This is a genomic window from Adhaeribacter arboris (assembly GCF_003023845.1).
GTDB classification, from domain to species: domain Bacteria; phylum Bacteroidota; class Bacteroidia; order Cytophagales; family Hymenobacteraceae; genus Adhaeribacter; species Adhaeribacter arboris.
Window position 1 is genome coordinate 2,294,338 of the sequence record NZ_PYFT01000001.1, and the last position, 16,356, is coordinate 2,310,693.

The following is a 16,356-nucleotide window of genomic DNA, read 5'->3' on the forward strand; positions in this document are numbered from 1 at the left end:
AATGGCTAATCAAATATCCACCCTCCCTTTATATCAAGACCTGTTACATGGTTTTGATAGTTGGTTAACGAGTAGGCAAACCACCGGCCACGAGTTCACGCTGCCTCTTCGAAAAAAGGCAATGGAGCATTTTCAAGCAATGGGTTTCCCTTCGCGTAAAGTAGAAGACTGGAAATACACCAATGTATTGCCTTTTCTCCAGGAACCGTATGAATTTAACCCGGACATTATCCAGAATACGGATAAAGCGGCTATTACGCTGGATAACATAAATATTCCAGGATTAGATGCTTACCGAATTGTATTAGTAAACGGTCAGGTACAATTGGCTTTGTCTGATGAGTTACCAGCCGGCATTCAGATAAAAAGCATTGTCGGAGCCGAAAGCGAACCTGCCTTTCAGGCCAATTTTGGGCAACAGATTAAACTGGACAAGTACCATTTTGCCGCTTTAAACACGGCTTGGTATGCCGATGGTTTATTTTTAGAAGTTCCGGCTAATACAGTTTTAGAGAAACCTTTCCATTTAATTCATATTTACGCGGGAACCGGAAACTTATTCATTCAACCCCGGAATTTAATAGTGATAAACCGGAGTGCGGCAGTTAGTATCGTGGAATCAGTTATTTCGGATAATTCTACCGGCGATATTTTTGTGAATAGTGTATCGGAGGTAGTAGTGAAAGAAAATGCTCAGGTACACCAATATTATTTGCAAACCAACAGCAAAAATGTACGGCAGGTAAACCACACCGAAGTCAGCCAGAAACGTAACAGTGTATACAATAACTACACGTTTTCTTTACCCGAAGCGGACTTGCTGCGCAACAACCTGCATCTAAACCTGAACGATGAGTATACCGAAAGTCATTTGTACGGTCTGTATTTAGTTAATGGTCGTCAGCTGACAGATAATCACACCTTTGTAAACCACTTGCATCCGCATTGCGAAAGTAATGAGGTGTATAAAGGTGTATTGTTAGATAATGCCACTGGTGTGTTTAACGGTAAAATTTTTGTGCAACGCGATGCCCAGAAAACCAACGCTTTTCAGCAAAATAACAACTTGCTATTAAGCAATAAGGCTACTATAAATTCTAAGCCGCAGTTAGAGATTTTCGCCGATGATGTAAAATGTAGTCATGGTTCTACTGTAGGGCAATTAAGCCAGGAAGCTATGTTCTATTTACGTTCCCGGGGCATTTCGGAACAAACCGCGCGCCGTTTATTGGTAAGTGCCTTTGCTTTTGATGTTACCCAGAATATTCAGATTCCGGCGGTAGAAGCCTATATAAATAAATTAATTACCCAACACATTCCTGCCGAACAGGAGTTGGTTAAAGCCTAAAATTATGCCGGCAAACTTTATTTTCGAAACAAGCGCTCAACTGGACATTCAAAAAATCCGGGCAGATTTTCCGCTGCTGGCCACTCAGGTATACGGTAAACCATTAGTATATTTAGATAATGCCGCTACCACGCAAAAACCTGAGTTAGTTTTACGAGCTATTCAGGACTACTATACGCAGTACAATAGCAACGTTCACCGTGGGGTGCATTATTTAAGTCAAGTGGCCACCACGGCCTACGAAGATGCGCGCACCAAAGTAGCAGCCTTTATTAATGCCAAACATACCCACGAAGTAATCTTTACCCGCGGAACTACGGATGGCATTAACTTAGTAGCCAATTGCTTTGGTCGTAAATTCTTAAAAGCCGGCGATAGTATATTAATTTCTGCTATCGAACACCATTCGAACATTGTGCCTTGGCAAATGATTTGCGAGGAACGGGGGGCTACTCTTAAAGTAATTCCGGTAAATGAGAAAGGTGAATTAATTCTGGAAGAACTGGATGAATTACTGGATGATACGGTAAAGTTGGTAGCCGTAACCTATATTTCGAATACTTTGGGTACTATTAACCCGGTAAAAGAAATTATAACCCGGGCTCACCAACAAGATATTCCCGTATTGGTTGATGCTGCCCAAGCGGCACCCCATTTACCTTTAGACGTGCAGGAATTAGACGTAGATTTTCTGGCTTTCTCGTCGCATAAAATGTACGGGCCTACCGGAATTGGCGCTTTGTACGGCAAAGAAGCCTGGCTGAACCAGTTACCCCCTTACCAAGGTGGCGGCGACATGATTAAATCGGTTAGTTTTAAGAAAACAACTTACAACGAGTTGCCTTTTAAGTTTGAGGCGGGTACTCCCAGCATTGCCGAAGGAATTGCTTTTGGGGCCGCTATCGATTATCTCCAGATTTTAGGAATTCCTAATATTCAGGAAGCGGAAAGCCAATTATACGCGTATGCCGTTGATGCCCTGCAAACTATTGATGAGCTGCGCTTTATTGGGGAAGCCAAACACCGGGCGGCCTCTATTTCATTTTTAGTAGGCGATGCGCATCCGTTTGATGTAGGCGAAATTTTAGATAAACAAGGCATTGCGGTTCGTACCGGTCACCATTGTACGGAGCCCATTATGCAATATTTTAACATCCCGGGTACAGTAAGGGCTTCTATCGCTATTTACAATACTACCGAGGAAATAGATAAATTGGTAGCTGGTATCAAAAAAGCGGTTACCTTGTTAAGCTGATTTATTTAACATGACGATAGAGGAACGGCAGGACCAGATTATTGAGGATTTTGAGTTGTTTGATGACTGGATGGATAAATACGAATATATTATTCAGTTAGGTAAAGACTTGCCTCTTATCGATGAAAAATATAAAACCGACGAAAACTTGATTAAAGGCTGTCAGTCGAAGGTATGGCTGCACGCCGATTACGAAAATGGCAAATTAATTTTCACGGCGGATAGTGATGCTATTATTACCAAAGGCTTGGTGAGTATGGTGGTACAGGTTCTTTCGGGACATACCCCCCAGGAAATTGCGGAAGCCAATATTTATTTTATCAATGAAATTGGCTTACAAAACCACCTTTCTCCTACCCGTTCTAATGGATTATTATCCATGCTGAAACAAATAAAACTTTACGCCCTCGCTTACCAAACCCAAGCTTTCAATCCATCATGAACCCTTCGGAATTAAGAGATAAAGTAGAAGAAGCTTTACGAACAGTACACGACCCGGAAATTCCGGTAAATATTTACGATTTGGGTTTAGTGTACGAAATTAAAGTAGAAGAAGGTTCGAAGGTTAGAGTTACCATGACTTTAACCGCCCCAGCTTGCCCCGCAGCTGGCGATATTATTTTTGAAACTCAGAGTAAACTAGAATCAATTGAAGGAGTAACGGATGCCTACGTGCTTCTCACCTTCGACCCACCTTGGAACCGCGACATGATGAGCGAGGAAGCTAAATTAGAGTTAGGTTTCTTATAGGCATAGTTCATTTAAGGTAAATATTATTGCGTGGGTGTAGTTAGCTAACTACACCTTTTTATTTACTTTTTGATAAAGCAATTTTATACGTTATTAAAGTAGTTTTTGACTCCCGGATGATATGCAAAAGCGAAATCAATCAGGAGGATTCATTTTCTCTCTTGCTTCCATGCACCATACTAATTCTTGCAAAAAGGTTTGGGTTCTTTTTTCTGTACCCGTAATATCTGCCGGATATCCGTTTTCGTCAAAGGCTTCTTGAACATGGGGTACCTGGTAGCGGGCGGGTATTACCCAAACTCCTTTCTTCCATAAAGAAAATATTAGTGAAGGATAAACTAAAACCCCACCAAATGCACCAGTAGATACCGTAACAATTCCCGTAGGTTTCCGCTTCCATTCTACCGATAACAAATCAATCACATTTTTCAAACTTGCCGGAAATCCACCGTTGTATTCCGGAGTAATTACCACTACTCCGTCAGCATTTTTTATGCGGGTAGCAAAATCTACAATTTGAGGAGAAGGGTCAATCATAAATCGTAGCCTTTCTTCGAAAATAGGAAATTTATAATCCTGCAAATCAATTAAATCCGCAGTTGCAATTTCATTTTTCTCTACGTATTTTTTAAAATAAAGCCCTACCCGGTGGCTATTTCGCCCGGCACGAACACTCGTGGAAAGAATGGCGATATGCATAAAAATAAGTGTAAAGGATTACATTTTAGTTTACTATTTTATAACAATTTCCAGGGCCTTTGTTCCTTTAACTTAGAAAAAAGAAATTTATTCCTCATAAAAAAATAGTGAAGCCTAAAAAGTAATTACAAAAGCTATTTGCTTTTAACTTTTAGTTGATGTTAAACTTTCCATTTTATCATTCAGCTTTCGCTTCCAAAGATTTATTTAAATTTCTGATAAAACTTTTTTTATTTAAAACTAGTATTTACATTTGTTAACCAAATGGTTAAATTTAATGGTTAAAAAACTAAAAGATCAGTCTACCGAACAGCGCATTTTAGAAGCTGCAAAAACAGTTTTTATTCACAAAGGAATGGCTGGTGCCCGAATGCAGGATATTGCCGATGAAGCTGGTATTAATAAAGCCATGCTGCATTATTATTTCCGGAGTAAAGAAAAATTATTTGAGGTGATATTCCGGGAAGCGGTAGGAAGGTTTTTGCCGAAGCTTAACGCTATTATTGCGATGGATTCTTCCTTGTTCGAAAAAATTCATGTTTTTTGCCGGGAATACATTAGTGTTCTCACCGAGAATCCTTACATACCCTTATTTGTAGTAAATGAGGCGAATAAGCAATCCCATGCTTTCTTGAGTTCTATGATGGGAAGTCAAAAACCGAACTTACCTGCTTTAATTAACCAAATTGAAGAAGAGGTAAAAAAAGGAATTATCCACCCCATTAGTCCGGCGCAATTATTATTAAACATGATGTCAATGTGTATTTTCCCGTTTCTTGGCCGGCCCATTTGGAATTTTTTATCCGGTATGGATGAATTACAATTTAATTTTTTGATGCAGCAGCGTAAGGAAGAAGTAGCAACCTTTATTATCAGTTCCATAAAAAAACAAAAAGAATAACCTTAAAATTTTTTGTCATGAAATTAACTATTTGGTTAAACACTTTGGTTATTTTATTTTTAATCAATCTACCCCTTGCCCGAGGTCAAACGGTTACTTTGGAGCAATTGCAGCAAAAAGCCCGCGAAAATTACCCGCTTACCCGGCAAAAAAATGTAATTCAGGAAAGTAATGCGCTTTTGCTGCAAAACATTAACAGAAACAACTTACCCCAATTAGTCATTTTGGGGCAGGGTAGCTATCAATCGGATGTAACCAGTATTAACTCTCCAATACCTGGTCTGGAGATAGAAGCACCCGCTAAAGACCAGTACCGGATTACCACCGAACTAACCCAACCCTTATACGATGGGGGCTTGAGAAGATCCAAACAACTCGTGCAGCAAATAACTAGTGAAACGGAAAACCAGCGATTAGAAGTAGAGCTTTATAAGCTGCGGGAACAAGTAAATCAAATGTACTTTGCTATTATTCTGTTGGAGGAACAAGCCCGGCAAGCATCTCTTTTGCAAAAGGATCTGGCCATTGGCATCAAGCGAACTCAGGCCCAGGTAGCCAATGGTATTACTTTTAAATCAAACCTGAATGTGCTTCAAGCCGAACACCTGAAAGCGGGCCAGCGAATCATTGAATTGCAAAATACCCGCTTAGGCTATTTACAAGCCCTGAGTTTATTAACGGGCGAACCATTACCGCTAAATATTCAACTTACCCGGCCAGTGGCACCCGCCATCTCTACTACTCCGGAAATTCGCCGGCCCGAACTCAATCTTTATAGTAAACAAATACAAGTTTGGGAAGCCCAGAAAAAAATGGTAGAAGTAGGCTTACGACCTGGTCTTAGCTTTTTTGGACAAGGTGGCTACGGGAGGCCCGGCCTGAACTTACTCAAAAATGAATTCGATTACTTTTACCTTACCGGCTTACGTTTTACGTGGCGTTTAAATACCTGGTACACCCACCGCAACGAAAAGAAAGTTTTAGACCTGAATAAGAAAACAACCAACTTGCAACAGGAAATTTTCTCATTAAATATCAATATGCAACTCACCCGCGAACGCGCGGAAATTCAAAAACTGGAAGAATTAATCAAGAGTGATCAGGAAATTATAGCGCTTCGGGAAAGCGTAAAAAATCGGCCCAAGCCCAACTGGAAAATGCCGTTATTACCGCCAACGACTTTTTACGCGAGGTGAACGCCAAAGACCAAGCCCGGCAGGCTTTAATCATTCACCAGGTGCAGCTATTGCAATCGCAAGTAAACTATCAAACTATTTCGGGCAATTAATTTATCTAAAGATGAAAAATATATTCCTAGTATTATTGCTAACCACGAGTCTAGTCTCCTGCCATTCGGGAGAAAACATCCACGATGCCTCCGGCACTTTTGAGGCAGATGAAGTTATTGTATCAGCGGAACTGAGCGGTGAAATTGATTCTTTAGCAATTGAGGAAGGACAAGTGATACCGGCCGGTAAAATTGTTGGGTTAATTGACGCCGAAAATGTAAGACTCCAAAAAGAACAAGCTGAAGCAAGTTTAAAAGCTTTAGCGGTAAGAACCACCGACGTTGGGCCGCAGGTATTACTGTTAAAAGATCAGTTAGCTGTGCAGCAAGTACAATTAAAATCCTTGTTACGGGAAAAACAACGCACCGAAAATCTTTTAAAATTAGATGCCGCCACCGGCAAACAACTCGATGATATAAATACCCAGATTGACATTTCCGAACGCCAAATACGAGTCATACAGCAGCAGATTAAAGTTCAGCAAAACGAAGTAGCTACCCGCAACCGGACGATACTCAGCGAAAGGCAACCCATGCAGAAACTTATTGCCCAATTGGGCAGCCAACTAAGCAAAGCGCAGGTGCGCAATCCAATTGCCGGTACCGTACTTACCAAATACGCCATGACCGGGGAAGTAACCGCACCCGGTAAAGCTTTATACAAAATAGCCGATTTATCTACCCTAACCCTGCGGGCTTACATTACCGGAGATCAGTTATCGCAGGTTAAAATTGGGCAGCCCGTAACGGTGCTGGTAGATAATGGCCAGGAAAATTATAAAAAGTTGTCCGGTACCATTACCTGGGTAGCCAGCCAAGCCGAATTCACGCCTAAAACCATTCAAACCAAAGACCAGCGGGCTAACCTGGTTTATGCCGTGAAGGTAAAAGTTAAAAATGATGGATTTCTGAAGATTGGCATGTATGGTGAGGTAGCATTAAACACAGCCTCATGAAAACAATAGTAGTAAATAATCTGGTAAAGACTTATACAACCGGTAAGCAAACGGTACAGGCTTTAAAAGGAATTTCGCTGGAGGTAGATTCCGGGGAGCTCTTTGGCTTAATTGGCCCCGATGGCGCCGGTAAAACCACGCTCATCCGGATTTTGGTAACGCTGTTATTAGCTGATTCGGGCTCTGCCCAAGTAGATGGCCACGAAGTAGTTCAGGATTATAAAATTATCCGGCAGCGGGTGGGTTACATGCCCGGCACTTTTTCTTTGTACCAGGATTTAACAGTGCAGGAAAATCTCAACTTTTTTGCTACCGTTTTTAATACTTCCATTGAAGAGAATTACGACTTAGTAAAAGATATCTATGTTCAGATTGAGCCTTTTAAAAACCGGCGGGCAGGCAAGCTTTCCGGGGGTATGAAACAAAAGCTGGCCTTGTGCTGCACTTTAATTCATAAGCCAACTGTTCTTTTTTTAGATGAGCCCACTACCGGGGTAGATGCCGTTTCCCGGAAAGCATTCTGGGATATGCTGGCTAATTTGAAAAAGCAAGGCATTACCACCTTGGTATCTACCCCTTACATGGACGAAGCCGCTATGTGCGACCGGGTGGCCCTAATTCAAGAAGGTACTATTCTGGCTATTGACCGTCCGGCAGTTATCAACCAGCAATTTCACAAACCCTTGTTGGCTATAGCCTCTACCGCCATGTTCCGGCTATTAAACGATTTAAAAAATTATACTGAGGTAATTGCCGCTTATCCTTTCGGCGAATACCAGCACGTAGTTATGCAGCCCGACTACCATCCGGAACAATTGGAAAAATACCTGCAAGGCAAAAATCATCTGGATTTAGAAATAAAAATTGTTTCCCCCAATATCGAAGATTCATTCATTCAACTAATGTCTAAAAACCAAAATCAAATCCTTTCCTAATGAATAATTACAGCATTGTTTGCGAAAATTTGAGTAAAACCTTCGGCAGTTTTAAAGCAGTCGATAACATTTCCTTTTCTGTAGAAAAAGGCGATATATTTGGTTTTCTGGGCGCAAATGGAGCGGGTAAAACAACTGCTATCCGTATGTTTTGCGGCTTATCTAAACCCACTTCCGGCAAGGCTACGGTAGCCGGCTTAGATGTATTTACTCAAACCGAGCAGATAAAAAAGACCATCGGCTACATGAGTCAGAAATTTTCTTTGTACGCCGATTTAACGGTAAGAGAAAATATTCAATTATACGCCGGTATTTACGGCAAATCCGATCAGTTTATTAAAGAAAAAAGCCGGCTTGTACTGCAGCAATTGAAATTAGAAAAAGAAGCCGATCAGTTGGTCGGTTCGTTGCCCTTGGGTTGGAAACAAAAACTGGCTTTTTCGGTGGCTATTTTCCACGAACCGCAAATAGTTTTTCTCGATGAACCTACCGGCGGCGTAGATCCGATTACCCGTCGCGAGTTCTGGCAAATGATTTACGAAGCCGCCGAACGGGGAATTACCGTTTTTGTAACCACCCACTACATGGACGAAGCCGAATACTGTAACCGGGTTTCGATAATGGTTGATGGCCGGGTGGAAGCCTTAGGCAAACCCAAGGAGCTAAAAAACACTTTTAATGCTGCTAACATGGGAGAAGTATTTCTGAAACTTGCCCGTCAAGCCAAACGCTCCGGAGAATGAATTTGAAAAATGAAAAATCATGAAAAATCACCTGAGTACCGGTAAAGTAAAAAATAATAAACACCGGCAATTTCTTTCGCTGGTTAAAAAAGAATTTTCCCACATTTCCCGCGACCCGAAAACCTTAATTATTCTGTTGGGAATGCCTATTGTGCAGATTATTATATTTGGTTTTGCCTTAACTAACGAAGTAAAAAACGCGCGCATCGGCGTATTTGATCAGGCGCAGGATGCCAGCACTCAAGCCTTAATTTCTCAAATAGAAGCCAGCCAGTATTTCGAAATTTTCCGGCATTTTAATTCTTACCCCGAAATTGAACAGGAATTTAAAAAAGGCACCATAAAAATTGCCCTGGTTTTGCCCCAAAACTTTGCAACCGACTTGCAGCACTTTAACAAAGCCCAGGTACAACTTATCGCCGATGCTTCTGACCCCAACGTAGCCAATACTTTAATTAACTATGCTTCTGCCGTTATTTTGGATTTTCAGGATAGAACTACCGCGAACAATGGCCTGCCTTACACCATCCACACCGAAACCCGGATGTTGTACAATCCGCAATTGCAAGGTACTTATAGTTTTGTTCCCGGGGTAATGGTTATGGTTTTAATGTTGGTTTGTACCATGATGACGGCTATTACCATTGTGCGGGAAAAAGAACTGGGTACCATGGAAATACTGCTAGTATCGCCGCTGCAGCCGCTTAAAATTATTGTAGCTAAAGCAGTGCCTTACTTGCTTTTATCTATGCTTAACATTGCCAGCATTTTGCTCTTGAGCGTATTTGTGTTGCAAGTACCCATTAATGGCAGTTTGCTCTTGCTTTTGGCCGCCAGTATTCTTTTTACCATTACCAGTTTGTCTTTAGGCTTGCTTATTTCTACGGTTACTGATTCGCAACAAACCGCCATGTTCATTTCTTTAACGGGTTTGTTTTTACCCACCGTTATGCTGAGCGGATTTATGTTTCCGATTGAAAACATGCCTTTGCCGCTGCAGGTAATTTCTAATCTGGTGCCGGCTAAATGGTTTTATAGCATTGTAAAAACGGTAATGATTAAAGGTGCCGGATGGGCAATAATCTGGCGGGAAGTTCTGGTATTAACCGCCATGACTTTGCTCTTCCTGGGCTTAAGTATTAAAAATTTTAAAATCCGGTTAGCATGAGAACCTTACAATTTTTGCTGCGCAAAGAGTTCCGGCAAATATTCCGGAACAAGTCCATACTACGCATTATCTTCGTGATGCCTTTAATGCAATTACTGGTTTTGCCCTGGGCAGCGGATTATGAAATGAAGAATATCCGTTTAACCGTAGTAGATCACGATCATTCCGTCAGTTCGCAAAAATTAATCTCCAAAATAAATTCTTCGGGTTACTTTTTATTGTATGCCTATACTCCCTCCTACCAACAAGCCATGGCCACCCTCGACCGGGATCAAGCCGATTTGATTTTAGAAATTCCGGTGGATTTTGAAAGAAATATAATCAAGGAAAACGAATCTACTGCTTTAATAGCCGTAAACGCCATCAATGGCATGAAAGCAGGTTTAGGCAATGCTTACCTGCAAAGTGTAATCCGGGATTTTAATAACCAGGTCCGAACCGAATGGATTCAGCCTACCCGTTTTTCGCCGCAGCAAGTTATGGAAGTAACCACTTCTAACTGGTACAATCCATTACAAAAATACAAAGACTTTATGGTTCCCGGTATTTTAGTGGTGCTGGTAACCATGGTAGGTTCGTTTCTGGCTTCTTTAAACATTGTAAAAGAAAAGGAAATTGGTACCATCGAACAAATGAACGTAACACCGGTAAAAAAATACCATTTTATTCTGGCTAAACTTATTCCTTTTTGGGTGCTGGGGCTTTTTGTGTTGAGTTTAGGCTTGCTCATTGCCTGGGCGTTTTACGGCATTGTACCCGTCGGCAATTTGCTCGTTTTATATACCTACGCGGCAGTTTATCTGCTGGCCGTTTTAGGTTTAGGGTTGTTGCTTTCTACTTATTCCGAAAATCAGCAGCAAGCCATGCTGCTCTCCTTTTTTCTGATTATGGTTTTTATTTTAATGAGCGGCTTGTATACTTCCATCGAAAGCATGCCTTTGTGGGCTCAGTATCTAACCAAAATTAATCCGGTATCTTACTTCATTCAGGTTATCCGAATGGTAATTTTAAAAGGCAGCGGATTGGCCGATATCTCCCAACAACTATTTATTACCGTCGGATTTGCTTTGCTACTCAATGCCTGGGCCGTTGTAAATTATAAAAAGCGGAGTTAAATAACGCAAGTAGCAAGTTATTAGATTTTTATTAGGTTAAACAGTTGAATAGCAATGATTTTGCAACAATATTATCTTCTAGAATATGATTAGCTAATCCTCGTTTAAAAGCTGTTAATAAACCTACCAGCCTCGTTGAAGTATCTGTTATTATAATTAATCCTTAAATTTTGAAGCCAATACCTATTCGCCTTCGTTATAAGGCTTATCTTTGTCGAGATTTAACTGTACCCCCACTATATGAAAACCCGAATTACTGTAAATAGCAATGGTTCTTTAAAAATACAAGGCGACGATTTTGAAATTGTAGATGCCCAAGGCAATGCTTATGATTTAGGTGGCCGCGAGATTGTTTCTATCTGCCGGTGTGGCTTATCCAGTAACAAACCTTTCTGCGATGGCTCCCACAAAGGCCATTTCGAGCATGTAGCCGAAGCTTTTGCTTTACCTCCCCGCAAAGTTTAAGGCGGGCAGGTTCAGGTAAAACATTTCGGTTTTAGTAAATATTATCTAAAAAAATTGAATTAAAATCTTCTTTCCGATTACCTGCTAGTTATTCTTTAGATTTTGAGTAAATAAAATCTATCCATTCAGTTATTAAATTGTATTTTATCTCCTGGTAAATGGCCTCACCGCTTATTTTAACTGATATCTATATTTATCCCATTAAATCGTTGGGCGGGGTGCGCGTAGATAGAGCCTTAGTAGAGCCACAAGGGCTGCAATATGATCGTCGTTGGTTGTTGGTAGACGAAACGGGCACTTTTTTAACGCAACGGGTATTTCCGCAAATGGCACTGCTGCAGGTACAGTTGCTGCCTACCGGTTTACTCGTAACGCATAAACAACAAGTGGCCGAAAGCTTGTTTATTTCGTTTGATTCCCAAAATTACCTGAATACCCCATTAACGGTTACTATCTGGGACGATACGGTAGCTGTGGTAGAAGTTAGCTACGAAGCTAATGCCTGGTTTAGCCGGCTGCTGCGAATAAACTGTTGCTTAGTATTTATGCCACCCGAGGCACATCGCCCGGTTGAACCGGATTTCGCCCAAAACCATGAACCCGTAAGTTTTGCGGATGCTTTTCCTTATTTGTTAATTGGTCAGGAATCCTTGAACGATTTAAATACTCGTTTACCGGAACCCGTACCCATGAACCGGTTCCGGCCCAACCTGGTATTTTCGGGTGGTGAGCCCTTTACGGAAGATTCCTGGCAGGAATTTAAAATTGGAAATCAGAACTTTGCGGCCGTAAAACCCTGCGCCCGCTGCGTTTTAACCACCGTTAACCAAGACACCGCCCAAAAAGGTACCGAACCCCTCCGGACCTTGGCTACTTACCGGACCATTAACAAGAAAGTACTATTTGGCCAAAACGTACTTCCCCGTTCAGGCGATTTATTATTGCAAACGGGAAATCCTATTTCAGTTCTTACCTACCGTTAATTAAAGAAGCTGATAATTAATAAATTAAAACTTTAATTTTAGTAGCTATATACTACTCGTATTCTTTCCGTATGCACGCAAATACTCCGGCGCAACTAAAAAATACCCCTATTCGGACTGCTCAAAATCCTAAAGATATTCCGGTTATTATGGATTTGGCCGTTCAAACCTGGGCTCCTACTTATCAGAATATTGTTTCGGCGGAGCAGTTAGGCTATATGTTTCAGGAAATTTATAACCCCAAAGCATTAAAGCAACAAATGGAGGCCGGTCAGCAATTTTTAATTTTGTACCAAGACCAGACTCCAGCCGGTTTTGCCTCGTATTCTCCTTTACCAAATAATACTTTTAAGTTAAATAAATTGTACGTAGCGCCCGCCTTTCACGGATCTGGTTTTGGGCGGTTGCTTATTAGTGCCGTAGAAGAAGCGGTAAAAAATAGAGGCGGAATTACTTTACTGCTAAATGTTAACCGGCATAATCCGGCCAAGCTTTTTTACGAAAAATGCGGGTATACGGTAGCCTACGAAGAAGACATTCCTATTGGTCCTTACTTTATGAACGATTACGTTATGCAGAAGAGCTGGCAGTAGCTTATGGTTGCTCCTCCGGCAAAGGCAGGCGCTTTAATAATTTTCGCACAACGGGTAGCATTAGCACATAGCAGAAAAAGGTGAGCGGCCCCGCCAGAACCAGCCACAATAACATTCCCGCGAGATTAGCCAGCCAAATAGTCTTTAAAGCAACTACCCAATCTTGTTTAAATAAAGCGGTTATCTCGCTTAAACTTAAATTAAAAGTGGTTAAAGGAAAAACTTTTAACCCCACCTCAATAAAAGGAATGTACAAAATCAGGTGCAAGGGACTAATTAAATAACAGATTAAAAGCAAGGCCGGTAAATTTAGCTTAAACCGTAAGGCTAATAAGGTGCATAAAAAAGAAGTTAGCCCAAACAAAGGCATTAGCCCAATTACTACCCCCAAAGCGCCTGTAACCGCTAACTTTTGGGGCGTAATCCCCATTGTAAGCAGGTTTTTAAAAGGATGAACAACCTTTCTTTTAAAGTAAGAAGGCTTGTGGTGCGGTGTAAGCAAAAGAACTATTTTTACGGGTACGCTCTTAATAAATAATGCAAAGCTTTAATTCAGATTCATTTGCAACGCAATTATTCGCTGGCAAATTAACTGTTTTTAGCAACTTTCATCTAAAAACATTATTTAATCTAGTTAACCTTGTTTTTTATTTAGAGAAGGTGTCTCAAAATTGAGACCAGAATGTAATTAGTAAAAATTTTAATACTGGTTTTAAAATGCTCATACACAGAATCCAGAGTAATGCTAAAACCATTGGTAAAATTATTTCGGTAGCTAAAAGGTTAAAAATCCCTAAATTTCAGGTAAATCATACACCTAAACAACTTCTTTCTTATTTCTACAGATTTGGTATTACTGTTAAGCGTAATACTACTACAACAAAATTGCCTTGTAATACCGTCATTTTACCGGGAATGGGCAAATTCGGGTACTTCAACGCTCGTTATAAAAAAGGTGTAGAGATAATTATTTGATTAATCTTATGAATGCAGATTTTTTAATTTGAGAGATATCTACCTACCGTGATAATACCACCCGGAAACAAATGCTTCTTTCATTTAAAGTTGTAGTTTTAACTTTATCTAATTATTAAATTTAAACAAAATCGGGAATTCGATTAAATGGAGGCTGTTTACTATTTTAGCTTGTTGGCGATATTACTAATTGTTGGCTTGTTTTTGTGGCAACTGCTGGTAAAAATGCGGGAAATAAGCGCAGAGTTACGGCATTTGCGGCAAGAACTTACGCAAAGCAAGCATTCTCCGGTTACTCGTTCCCAATCTCCTGCTCCCGTTTTTATTCCTGAAGAACCTGTTATACCGGTAAATCGAGAAGATTTAGTGCAAAATCAGATCAGAACTGAGATAAAAATCAAAACTAAACCTATTAAACGCCCGTCTTTCTTTGAACGAAATCCTGACCTGGAAAAATTTATTGGGGAGAACCTGATTAATAAATTGGGAATTGCCGTGCTGGTATTAGGAATCGGATACTTCGTTAAATTCGCGATTGACCAGAATTGGATAAATGCTTGGGGACGGGTATGGGTTGGTTTTGCCGCTGGGGCTGGTTTATTAGGTTTAGCGCATTGGTTACGTCGGCAATACGCGGCTTTTAGTTCGGTGCTGGTAGGCGGTGGGTTAGCGGTTCTGTATTTTTCCATTGCCCTGGCCTTTCACGAATACCAATTGTTTTCCCAAACCCTGGCCTTTATTTTAATGGTAGGCGTTACGGGATTTTCGGTATTTATGGCTATTACCTACGACCGCCAGGAACTGGCGGTGCTTGCGCTGCTAGGTGGGTTTGCCTCCCCTCTTTTGGCTAGCTCGGGAGGTAATAATTACCGGGTATTGTTCATTTACATCCTGATATTAAATATTGGTATGCTGATTCTGGCCTATTTTAAAAACTGGTCGGTCATTCGGGTAATTTCTTATTTAGCCACGGTAATTCTTTTTGCGGGTTGGCTGGTAGCCAAAGTAATAGGAGAACCGCAAGGTCCTTATCTGGGCGGATTTATTTTTGCCATGCTCTTCTACCTGGTGTTTTTTGCCATGACCGTAGTGTATAATCTGAAACAGCAACAATCTTTTACGCTTCTCGAAATTGGTCTTTTGCTGAGCAATACGGCTTTTTTTTACTTATGTGGCTTGTATTTATTAGATCAGTTAGCCTCCGGAACGTATCTGGGCCTTTTTTCGGCTGTAATGGCGTTTTTTAACGGAGTAGTGGTTTGGCAATTAAAACAGTCCACCACTGTAGATCCTAAGCTGCGCTACTTGCTCGGAGGTACGGGAATATTACTTTTATACCTGGCCATATTGTTTGAGCTTACTTATCGATTAGGCAGTACCAATACCGAAATGCGCGAAATAAAGTACCTGGTTGTTGCCAGCTATCATTATCTTTTTGCCTTGCTAATTATTCGCTTTTTACCCACCACTGTTCAAACCAGGTGGCCCTTCCGGGAAGTATTGCTGGGATTTAGTTTAGCTTCGTATGTACTTTTGGTACAACCCATTGTGCAAGAAGCGCGCAACACTTATTTACTGCCACCCGGAGGAAGTATATTGCCATTTGTGCTGCACTACTCTGCTGTAATTTTGTTAATACTGCTCCTCTACTACGGCTTTATTTATTACCGCGACACTTTCGGCTTGCATTCTAAAAAAATGAATGGCTTATTATGGGTTGGTTGCGCTGCCTTCGTGTACCTGGCCAGCACGGAATCGGATCACTTATTAGCGCTGTGGCAATACAGGCCCGGTCAGAATTTAGCTACTTTGCTGCAACAGCAGCATAAAATTTATTTTCCAATTTTGTGGGGGCTCGCTTCTTTTGGCTTTATGCTTTTGGGTATGCGTTATAAACTAAAAACCCTGCGACTGGCTTCCCTGAGTTTATTTTTCATCACTTTATTAAAGCTTTTTTTATTCGATATTCAGAAAATATCGGCGGGCGGACGAATTGCGGCTTTTATTTCTTTGGGCGTTTTGTTATTGGTAGTTTCTTTCCTGTATCAAAAATTAAAGGTTTTGTTACTCGATGATACTCCACCCGAAAAGTAAAACAAAAGACTGGCTGGTTCGCAAACAAGAATTATTTTATTAGCCAAACCCTAACTCTTATATTTACTCATTCTTGTATTTACTCGTT

Annotated in this window: 17 protein-coding genes; 15 read left to right on the forward strand and 2 right to left on the reverse strand. The window is 40.8% G+C overall.

Annotated features, from left to right (window positions below; genetic code table 11):
• Window position 1: 1 nt before the first annotated feature.
• The 4 genes from sufD to AHMF7605_RS09375 are packed head-to-tail and all read left to right on the forward strand — an operon-like array spanning window position 2 to window position 3,353.
• Complete coding sequence (gene sufD, locus AHMF7605_RS09360) at window positions 2–1,348, forward strand: Fe-S cluster assembly protein SufD (RefSeq protein WP_106928618.1); 1,347 nt, start codon at window positions 2–4, stop codon at window positions 1,346–1,348.
• 4 nt (window positions 1,349–1,352) lie between these two features.
• Window positions 1,353–2,603, forward strand: a complete 1,251-nt coding sequence (locus tag AHMF7605_RS09365) for an aminotransferase class V-fold PLP-dependent enzyme (protein ID WP_106928620.1) — start codon at window positions 1,353–1,355, stop codon at window positions 2,601–2,603.
• 10 nt (window positions 2,604–2,613) lie between these two features.
• Window positions 2,614–3,045, forward strand: coding sequence for a SufE family protein (locus tag AHMF7605_RS09370; protein ID WP_106928622.1), 432 nt, complete (start codon window positions 2,614–2,616; stop codon window positions 3,043–3,045).
• Complete coding sequence (locus tag AHMF7605_RS09375; RefSeq protein ID WP_106928624.1) at window positions 3,042–3,353, forward strand: metal-sulfur cluster assembly factor; 312 nt, start codon at window positions 3,042–3,044, stop codon at window positions 3,351–3,353. The genes AHMF7605_RS09370 and AHMF7605_RS09375 overlap by 4 nt, the downstream gene beginning before the upstream one ends.
• A 135-nt stretch (window positions 3,354–3,488) precedes the next feature.
• Here AHMF7605_RS09375 and AHMF7605_RS09380 read toward each other — a convergent pair whose 3' ends face one another.
• Window positions 3,489–4,052 (reverse strand): NADPH-dependent FMN reductase, encoded by a 564-nt coding sequence (locus AHMF7605_RS09380; protein ID WP_106928626.1) that lies wholly within the window; start codon window positions 4,050–4,052, stop codon window positions 3,489–3,491.
• A 277-nt stretch (window positions 4,053–4,329) separates the two neighbouring features.
• On the opposite strand from AHMF7605_RS09380, the gene AHMF7605_RS09385 reads away from it, so the two are divergent.
• From AHMF7605_RS09385 to AHMF7605_RS09430, 10 genes are all read left to right on the forward strand, one after another.
• Entirely contained in the window at window positions 4,330–4,953 is a 624-nt protein-coding gene (locus AHMF7605_RS09385; RefSeq protein ID WP_106933409.1) for a TetR/AcrR family transcriptional regulator, read from the forward strand.
• 17 nt (window positions 4,954–4,970) lie between these two features.
• The gene (locus AHMF7605_RS09390) at window positions 4,971–6,149 is read left to right on the forward strand and encodes a TolC family protein (RefSeq protein WP_106928628.1); all 1,179 of its coding nucleotides are present in this window, start codon (window positions 4,971–4,973) and stop codon (window positions 6,147–6,149) included.
• A 103-nt stretch (window positions 6,150–6,252) separates the two neighbouring features.
• Complete coding sequence (locus AHMF7605_RS09395; protein ID WP_106928630.1) at window positions 6,253–7,197, forward strand: HlyD family secretion protein; 945 nt, start codon at window positions 6,253–6,255, stop codon at window positions 7,195–7,197.
• Window positions 7,194–8,132 carry an ABC transporter ATP-binding protein gene (locus tag AHMF7605_RS09400; RefSeq protein ID WP_106928632.1) on the forward strand — a complete coding sequence of 313 codons (939 nt, stop codon included), beginning with the start codon at window positions 7,194–7,196 and terminating at the stop codon, window positions 8,130–8,132. The genes AHMF7605_RS09395 and AHMF7605_RS09400 overlap by 4 nt, the downstream gene beginning before the upstream one ends.
• Complete coding sequence (locus AHMF7605_RS09405; RefSeq protein WP_106928634.1) at window positions 8,132–8,875, forward strand: ABC transporter ATP-binding protein; 744 nt, start codon at window positions 8,132–8,134, stop codon at window positions 8,873–8,875. The genes AHMF7605_RS09400 and AHMF7605_RS09405 overlap by 1 nt, the downstream gene beginning before the upstream one ends.
• Before the next feature lie 19 nt (window positions 8,876–8,894).
• Entirely contained in the window at window positions 8,895–10,043 is a 1,149-nt protein-coding gene (locus AHMF7605_RS09410; protein ID WP_106928636.1) for an ABC transporter permease, read from the forward strand.
• Window positions 10,040–11,158, forward strand: coding sequence for an ABC transporter permease (locus tag AHMF7605_RS09415; RefSeq protein WP_106928638.1), 1,119 nt, complete (start codon window positions 10,040–10,042; stop codon window positions 11,156–11,158). Before AHMF7605_RS09410 ends, AHMF7605_RS09415 begins: the two co-directional genes overlap by 4 nt.
• Window positions 11,159–11,398: 240 nt before the next feature.
• Window positions 11,399–11,623 carry a CDGSH iron-sulfur domain-containing protein gene (locus tag AHMF7605_RS09420; protein WP_106928640.1) on the forward strand — a complete coding sequence of 75 codons (225 nt, stop codon included), beginning with the start codon at window positions 11,399–11,401 and terminating at the stop codon, window positions 11,621–11,623.
• 158 nt (window positions 11,624–11,781) lie between these two features.
• Entirely contained in the window at window positions 11,782–12,606 is an 825-nt protein-coding gene (locus AHMF7605_RS09425) for an MOSC domain-containing protein (RefSeq protein WP_106928642.1), read from the forward strand.
• 71 nt (window positions 12,607–12,677) lie between these two features.
• A complete protein-coding gene (locus tag AHMF7605_RS09430; RefSeq protein WP_106928644.1) occupies window positions 12,678–13,199 on the forward strand; it encodes a GNAT family N-acetyltransferase in 522 nt (173 codons plus the stop codon).
• Between the two features lies 1 nt (window position 13,200).
• On the opposite strand, the gene AHMF7605_RS09435 is transcribed toward AHMF7605_RS09430, so the two are convergent.
• Entirely contained in the window at window positions 13,201–13,701 is a 501-nt protein-coding gene (locus tag AHMF7605_RS09435) for a DUF2062 domain-containing protein (RefSeq protein ID WP_262512341.1), read from the reverse strand.
• Between the two features lie 620 nt (window positions 13,702–14,321).
• On the opposite strand from AHMF7605_RS09435, the gene AHMF7605_RS09445 reads away from it, so the two are divergent.
• The gene (locus AHMF7605_RS09445) at window positions 14,322–16,268 is read left to right on the forward strand and encodes a DUF2339 domain-containing protein (protein WP_106928650.1); all 1,947 of its coding nucleotides are present in this window, start codon (window positions 14,322–14,324) and stop codon (window positions 16,266–16,268) included.
• Window positions 16,269–16,356 lie beyond the last annotated feature (88 nt).